The sequence below is a fragment of the Mesorhizobium sp. M7A.F.Ca.CA.002.15.2.1 genome, assembly GCF_003998715.1.
Lineage (GTDB): Bacteria > Pseudomonadota > Alphaproteobacteria > Rhizobiales > Rhizobiaceae > Mesorhizobium > Mesorhizobium ciceri.
Genome location: NZ_RZPI01000233.1, coordinates 1 through 7,537, shown reverse-complemented (window position 1 = coordinate 7,537; position 7,537 = coordinate 1). Strand labels below are relative to the sequence as shown.

Here is a 7,537-nt window from a genome sequence, read left to right as displayed (position 1 = left end):
GAGTTAAGGTTAAATCCACTATACATTTGTTCTTAGCCCGCAAATAATCGAAGAATTTCCCGAAACTGTGCTCAGGCATCTTCGTGGGAAAATCTGTGGTTCAGCTTCAAGGTCTTGGACGGGTGCTCTGCCATCCGCTGACGCTGGCCGTGGTCAGCCTTGCAGGCGTCTTCGCCGCCGGACGGGCCGAGCACGAATGGCTGTCGGTGCCGTTCTCGCTGGCGCTGGTGGCTGCCCTTGCCGGACTTCTGTTCCTGGCTTCGGGGCGCCTTGCCTTTTCCGTCTACCTCGCCTGGATGGGCATTGCCTTCGTCACCGTGGTTTCGGCGATCAAGTTCCGGCTGAAAGGATTTTCGCTGCACTTCTACGACACGGTCTTCGTGTCGAGGGACCCGGAAGTGTATCGTTTCCTGCTCGGCTCCTACCTCCATCTGATCGCGCCGGTCGTCATTGCCCTAGGGCTCGGCATCGGGGCGGCGGTGCTTCTGTTCCGGATCGATCGGAAAATCGGCTGGCCGGTGTCGGCACGCGTCCTGGTCATGGCGGCGCTCGTCGTTCTGGTGCCGCTGACCTTTCCGGCCGAGGCCTCGAAGGACCGCTATTTCTACTACATGCAGGGCCGGCACATGTCGGCCTTCTTCGTCTCGCTGCTGGATTTGCACAACCTCGTTGTAGAATCGGGCTTCGAAAAGCGGCTGCAAGCCGTGGCGCCGCAGCCGCCTTTTGCCGACACGGTCGATTGCGGCGACCGGGCTGATCTTCCCGACGTCTTTTTCGTGCTCAGCGAAAGCCAGTCCGATCCCGGCTATTTTCCGCAGGTCGGCAACGGCGCGGGATTCCTGCAGAGATTCGCACCGGGGGCCGGCACGCCGCACCAGATGCAGGTCGAGACGTTTGGCGGCGGCACCTGGATCACCAATCTGTCGCTGATGACCGGCCTGTCGGCCACCGATTTCGGCTGGCGAAGCCCCTATCTGACCATCACCCTGCAGGACAAGGTCGCCGGAGCCTTGCCGGAGGTGCTGGCGCGCTGCGGATATCGGACTGTCGTGATGACGCCGATGGACTTTTCGTTCGTCAATGAAGGGCCGTTCCTGAAATCGATCGGTTTCGAGACCGTGCTCGACATCAAGGACATCGCCGCGCCCTTCTATCACCTGCGCGACAACTTTTATTACCAGGCGGCCGAGGCATTCATCGCCAGGCACCATAGGGAAGACGGCCGGCCGCTGTTCCTCGAAATCCAGACCATGTTTCCGCACTCACCCTATGAGGGGCGGATGGAGCCCGGGCTGAAGGTCGAGGGCGAGCCTTTCTCGGGCGATTTCCAAGCCAATGAGTATCTGCGCCGGATGGCGGTAGCGCGCGGCGATTTCCAGGATTTCCTCGACAAGAGGCAAGCGGATGCCGGTGAACGCGGCGCCGTGGTGCTCGAATTCGGCGATCACCAGTCGTCGGCGACCAAGCCGTTCGTCGAGGCGATCGCCGGGGACGACGCCTTGGCGACCCCTGGCTCGCTTGCCTATCGCACTTTCTACACGCTCACCACCTTCAACCATCCTTTGCGCCATCCGATGCCTGACCTGGCCCCGCTCGACATCGGCTTCCTCAGCGCAAGCCTGCTCGACGCCGCCGGCCTGCCGATGTCGCCTGTCATGGCCGATCTCGTGCGCCTGCGCGACCATTGCGGCGGCAGGTTCCATGGTTGTCAGGATCGTGCGGAGGTCGATGCGCATCTGCGCCGGCGCGTCGATACAGGCCTGCTGCATCTGTTCCCGGAAGCGGTGCCGCTGCATGGGCTGGCGCCGCTCCAATCGGTGGATGCCCGTTAAATCAGTCTATCGTATCCGGCCCCAGCGTCGCCACGGTCTTCAGCGCACCGTCCAGCATGTCGCCCTTCTCGTCCTTCAGCGCGATCTCGCGCAGGCGGCGGATCCAGTCGGCGGCGTCGGTGCGGCCCTTGACCATGTCGAGCGCGGACAGCACCCGGTCGAATTTCGACTGCGCCCGGACATGGGTGTCGCTGTAGCCCTTGATCAGCCGGCGGCAGTTGAGGATTTCGACGGCCAGTGCGTAATCCTGGGGCACATGGTCGAGCGCCAGCGCGTACCAGCCATCGAGATGAGCGACCTCGACCTTGTGGCGCAGCAGGCTGCGGCGCCAGCGACGCAGGCCGCCGATGAACCACAGAGCGGCAAAGCCGGCAAAACTGTCGGTGCGGATGCGGCGGCCATGATTGATGCGACGATCGAGAAAGGCGGCGAGCTTCGGCCGGTTTTCGATGTAGCTGCCCAGACCCGCCGGCAGCGTGCCGCAGAACTCCTCGATGCGCGGATGGAAATATTCGGTCACCTGCAGGATCGAGCCATCCTTGACGCCGACCTCGCGGCGCACGCGTTTGTCGCGCGTCGAACGTGTCTTGAGATCGGCGACGCGGATCATGTCGTCGTAGCACAGCGCGTTGGCCAGATGCTTGGCGGCAGCGATGGACAAGCCGTAGCCCTGAATCGGCCCGTCCAGCGCGACGGCCTTGTCCAACCGGTCGAGATAGTCGCGCCCATAGGCGATGTCCTGATAGTCGACGACCTTTCTCAAGCCTCGAAGCGCCATATCGCGCACGGCCACCGGCAACAGATCGATGCGGGCAGCCAAGGCCTGCCAGCCTTGCAGCAGGTTTCGCGGGCCACTCACCTGTCCGGCGCCCAGGGCAGATTCGACGATCGCTGGCTCGGCCGGCCTAGGCGCCGGTGCTGCCGTGCCGCGCGCACGATCAAACGCGGCACCGAAGGCAGCAAGGCTGGCCTTGACGCCCCGACCACCCGCGCCGATCGCCTGCTCGTAGCTTTCGCGCGTGAACGGCAGCGCGTCCGACCCCGCCAGCGCGCCAAGCAGGCTGGCCGAGATCATCGAGCCATTGTCGGCGGCGATCTTCTCCATGTCGAAGGCGATGAAGCGCTTCGATGCGGCCTCCGCCGTTGCATGCACCTTGGACGACGAGGCGCGGCCGTCGCCCGGCTCGATCTTTTCCGACACGGCGGCGATGCGGTGCGAGGAGGCGATCAGCGTGGTGCGCTCGGGCGTGACGAAGCCGCGAATGATGGCGCGGCCGGCTTCCATCAACTCCGCCGCGATCAGTATGTCGACGTCGCCTTGCGAGGGCGACAGCGCAAAGACCGGCAGCCGGCCGGTGTCGCGGGCCATCTCGACATAGTAGATGGTGGCGCCGGTACGCTGGGCGACGCCGGCGACCGAGGTCGACTGCGCGACATAGCCGTTGCGCTCGGCGACATCGGTAATCCAATCGGCGAGCACGCCGCCGCCCTGGCCGCCGACCGCCAGCACGGCGAGCTTGATGACACGCTCACCATCCTGAGCGCTGGCGTGGGCGCGAAGTGGGGGGACGGCGTCAAGCATCGGCGAAAGTCAGGCGCCGGCTTTCGCGGCGACGCTGCAACAGGCTGATGGTGGCGCGGCGCGCCGCTTCCAGGAAGCGATCCCAGCGGCTTGGATTGTGGACGACGTCGGCGCGATAGAAGGACGGGCAGAGCACCGCCGCATCGGCGACCTCGCCGCAATTGCCGCAACCGACGCAACTCTGGTCGATATGCGCGACCGGATCGTCGCGCAAAAGATCGTCGAGCGACTTGACCGACAGCGATGGGCAGCCGGACAGCCGCATGCAGGCATGGTCACCGGTACAGATGTCCTCATCCACGCCGAACTTCGGTTTCACGACACGGGTCCCGCCCTTGATCGCCTTGTCGACCAGCGGCTTTTCGCGGCGCTGGCGGTTGAGCATGCATTCGGACGAGGCGACGATGACTTTCGGCCCCTTCTCCTCCGTCGTCAGCGCCTCGCGTAGCGTGTCCTGCATCTTGGTCACGTCATAGGTGCGGTCGACATGGCGCAGCCATTTGACGCCCATGCCTTTGACCGCCTCGGTGATCGGATGCTTCGTCGACTTGGTCTTGTTGCCGGCGCGGGATGAGAGGATGTCCTGGCCGCCGGTGGCGGCCGAGTAAAAATTATCGACGATGACGATGACGCCGTCGTTCTTGTTGAACACCGCGTTGCCAATTGAGGAGGTCAGGCCGTTGTGCCAGAAGCCGCCGTCGCCGACGAAGGAGATGGACCGCCGCTTGGCATCAGGCGAATTGAAGGCCGAGGCGGAGGCCGGGCCCAGCCCGTAGCCCATGGTGGTGGCGCCGAGCTCGAAAGGCGGCATGATCGAGAACAGATGGCAGCCGATGTCGGAGGCGATGTGATGCTTGCCGAGCTCCTGCTCGACCAGTTTTGTCGCGGCAAAGATCGGCCGTTCCGGGCAGCCGATGCAGAAGCCCGGCGGACGGCCCGGCACGACATTGATGAGGTCGGCTGCATCAACGCCGTCGCCGACCTTGTTGGGCGCGCGCACCTCGCCCGGCAGCAGATGCGGCGCCTCGGCGCGCAGGAAGGCGCCGATGCCGTCGAGCATGACCTGGCCGGTATATTCGCCGGCCATCGGCAGATGCTCCTTGCCAACCAGCCTGGTGCCTCGACCGGCCTTGTGCAGCATCGAAGCAAAGGCCTGTTCGATGTAGTTGGGCTGGCCTTCCTCGACGACCAGCACCGACTGCTTGCCCTCGCAGAACGACAGGAACTCGTCGTCGATCAAGGGATAGACGGCATTGAGCACATAGAGCGGCACGTCGGTGTCGCCATAGGTGTCGGCAAGGCCGAGCCGCTGCAGCGCGCGGATGACCGAATTGTACATGCCGCCCTGCATGACGATGCCGACCGAGCCATGGTCCGAGCCGAAGAACTCGTTGATCTTGTTCTTGGCGATGAAGTCGACCGCCGCCGGCCAGCGTTTCTGCACCTTCTCCTTCTCATGCAGGAAGGAGGCGGGCGGCAGCACGATGCGGCCGGTGTCGCGGCGCGGCGCGTCGAGGGCATCGGCGACCGTCATCGGCGGCCGCTTGTTGTCCTTGGCGATGAAATGGCCATGCACGTGGCAGCAGCGGATGCGCACCTGCAGCATGACCGGCGTGTTGGAAATCTCCGACAGCTCGAAACCATCCTCCACCGCCTTGACGATCGATGGCAGATTGGGTCGCGGGTCGAGCAGCCACACCTGGCTTTTCATGGCGAAGGCATGGCTGCGCTCCTGCATGATCGAGGAGCCCTCGCCATAGTCTTCGCCGACGATGATCAGCGCGCCGCCGGTGACGCCGCCGGAGGCGAGATTGGCCAGCGCGTCGGAGGCAACATTGGTGCCGACGGTCGACTTGAAGGTCGCCGCACCGCGAATGGGATAATGCACTGACGCCGCCAGCATGGCGGTGGCAGTGGCTTCCGAGGCGCTGGCTTCGAAATGCACGCCGAGCTCGCCCAGAATGTCCTGCGCGTCGGCCAGCACGTCCATCAGGTGACTGATCGGCGCGCCCTGATAGCCGCCGACATAGCCGACGCCGCATTGCAGCAGCGCCTTGGTGATGGCGAGAATGCCTTCGCCGGCAAACTCCTCGCCGGCACCGAGCCTGAGTTTTTCGACTTCCCTGGCAAAAGACCGTTCGGCCATTCTTTTTCTCCCTTCCGTTACCGCCAGCGCTGGCGGCGCGTAGGTCTAGATGTCGTGCTTGCGAATGTTCTTCAGCATCTTCAAAAGCGTGGCGATGAGCGCGGAATATTCGGCATCGTCGATGTCGTCGAACATCGCTTCGAACGCGTCGTGCATGGCCGGCCAGGCGCGGGTGAACTCGGCGCGGCCCTCGTCGGTCAGGAACACATGGCGGATTCGGCTGTCGGTGACACCCTGCTCGCGTCGCACCAGACCCTGGCCCTCCAGCGTATCGAGGGTCCGGCTCAAGGTCGATTGCTCGATGACCGTATAGACCGAGAGGTCGTTGACGGTGATACCGTCGGTGACCGACAGCACGGCGAGCGTGCGGACCTGCGGGATGGTCAGGCCCTGCTTGCGGAAATCGTCGCGCAAGGTGGCGTTGTAGCGGCCCATGATGCGGTTCATCAGATAGGGCGCGAATTGCTGCAGCCCGATCTGCCCCAGGGTCGAAATGCGCTGGCGCTTTTCCGCGACCTTCTCTTCCATCACAGCCTCCCCGCCAGGAGAAAGCCGGAACCGCCGCCGAGACCCGCACCCGGGTGGGTCGAGGCGCCGATATGGTAGAGACCCTTGATGCCGGTCTGATGGTTGCGGCTGGTCTTGAACGGCCGCCACAGGAAAGACTGGTCGATGGTCGAGGAACCGCCATAGGGGTCACCGCCGACCAGGTTGATGTTCATCGCCTCCAGATCGGCCGGCGAATAGGCGCGGCGCGCGATGACGCTGTCCTTGAAGCCTTCGATATGGCTGGCGAGGATCGCCTCAATGCGGTCGGCATAGGCTTCGCGCAGCACATCGGTCCATTGCCCGTCTGCCGGCGCCTGCAGCTTGCCGGCCGCGTCGCCCTTGATGTGGCGAGGCGCCTCTGGCAGTTGCAGCCACAGGATCGCCTTGCCCTCCGGGCAGCGCGACGGGTCGAGCGCGTGCGGCTGGCCGACGCAGATGGTCGGCACCTCCGGCAGCATGCCGCGCGCCGCCTCGTTGCAAGCTTTCGAGACGCCATCCAGGCCGGGCGTGAGGTGCAGCAACGCCACCTTATCCAAGCCTTCGCCCGGCCATGCGGGCGGTTTGTCCAAGGCGTAGTGGATCTGGAAATTGCCTTTGCCGTAGCGGTACTTTTGCGTCGCCTCGACATCGGCTTTGGGTGCATCCGTGCCAAGCAGCCTGCCATAGAGCTGCGTTGGCGTAACCGAGCAGATGACGCTCTTGTCGGCATTGATTGTCTCGCCCGAGGCCAGCCGCACGGCGGTTGCCCGGCCATTGTTTTGAACGATCGAAGCGACATCGGCGCCGGTGCGGATATCGCCGCCGCGTTCCCGAATCAAAGCCTCGAAGGCCGCCAGCAGGTTTTTTGCCCCACCCTTGACGATCGGTGCTCCGGCCGCCTCAAGTGCGAAGGCGATCACCTTGGCGATCTGGCCGGAGAAGGCGTCCTCGGGTCCAAGCCCGGCATGCAGTACCCAGGGTGCCCACAGCGCGCGGATGGTTTCGGACCGGTAGGTGTTTTCGAGCCAGCCGCGCGCCGGCACCAGAGCTTCGCCGAGGAAGGCGGCAAGGCCGCGCGGGCCACGCCGCCAGCCATCACCGGCAAGCAGCTTCGCTGTCGGGTAGGACCACAGGCTGCCGCCGAGCAAGCCGAACAGCAGGCCGGCATTGCGTTCGATGCCGCCGACATCATCCGCGTGCCGGTCACCGTCGCCTGCCGCGATTGCGTTGAGGGCGGCGATGTTGGCGGCACGGTCGGTGCCGAGCACGGCATGGCTGCCATCCGGCCGCAGCACGCCCGTCGGCGTGCCCGTGTGGCAGAACTCCAGCCCGTGGCGCGCGAGATCGGCGCCCAGTGCCGCAAAGGCCGGCGAGGTGATGAACAGCACGAAGGTCGTCGCCATCACATCATGGATGAAGCCGGGTGCGGTGATCTCCTCGGTGCGCAAG

5 protein-coding genes are annotated in these 7,537 nt (G+C 64.7%); 1 reads left to right on the top strand and 4 read right to left on the bottom strand.

Annotation, left to right across the window (positions count from 1 at the left end):
• Positions 1 to 95 precede the first annotated feature (95 nt).
• On the top strand, positions 96 to 1,832 hold the full coding sequence (locus ENZ74_RS15050; protein WP_244514259.1) for a sulfatase-like hydrolase/transferase: 1,737 nt from the start codon (positions 96 to 98) through the stop codon (positions 1,830 to 1,832).
• 1 nt (position 1,833) lies between these two features.
• On the opposite strand, the gene ENZ74_RS15045 is transcribed toward ENZ74_RS15050, so the two are convergent.
• From ENZ74_RS15045 to ENZ74_RS15030, 4 genes are all read right to left on the bottom strand, one after another.
• The gene (locus ENZ74_RS15045) at positions 1,834 to 3,414 is read right to left on the bottom strand and encodes an indolepyruvate oxidoreductase subunit beta family protein (RefSeq protein WP_063169956.1); all 1,581 of its coding nucleotides are present in this window, start codon (positions 3,412 to 3,414) and stop codon (positions 1,834 to 1,836) included.
• Complete coding sequence (locus ENZ74_RS15040; RefSeq protein ID WP_063169955.1) at positions 3,407 to 5,560, bottom strand: indolepyruvate ferredoxin oxidoreductase subunit alpha; 2,154 nt, start codon at positions 5,558 to 5,560, stop codon at positions 3,407 to 3,409. Before ENZ74_RS15040 ends, ENZ74_RS15045 begins: the two co-directional genes overlap by 8 nt.
• 45 nt (positions 5,561 to 5,605) lie before the next feature.
• A complete protein-coding gene (locus ENZ74_RS15035) occupies positions 5,606 to 6,088 on the bottom strand; it encodes a MarR family transcriptional regulator (RefSeq protein ID WP_013527967.1) in 483 nt (160 codons plus the stop codon).
• The coding region (locus ENZ74_RS15030) for an NAD(P)/FAD-dependent oxidoreductase (RefSeq protein ID WP_164761039.1) at positions 6,088 to 7,537 on the bottom strand (1,450 nt) is incomplete at its 5' end. The genes ENZ74_RS15035 and ENZ74_RS15030, both read right to left, overlap by 1 nt.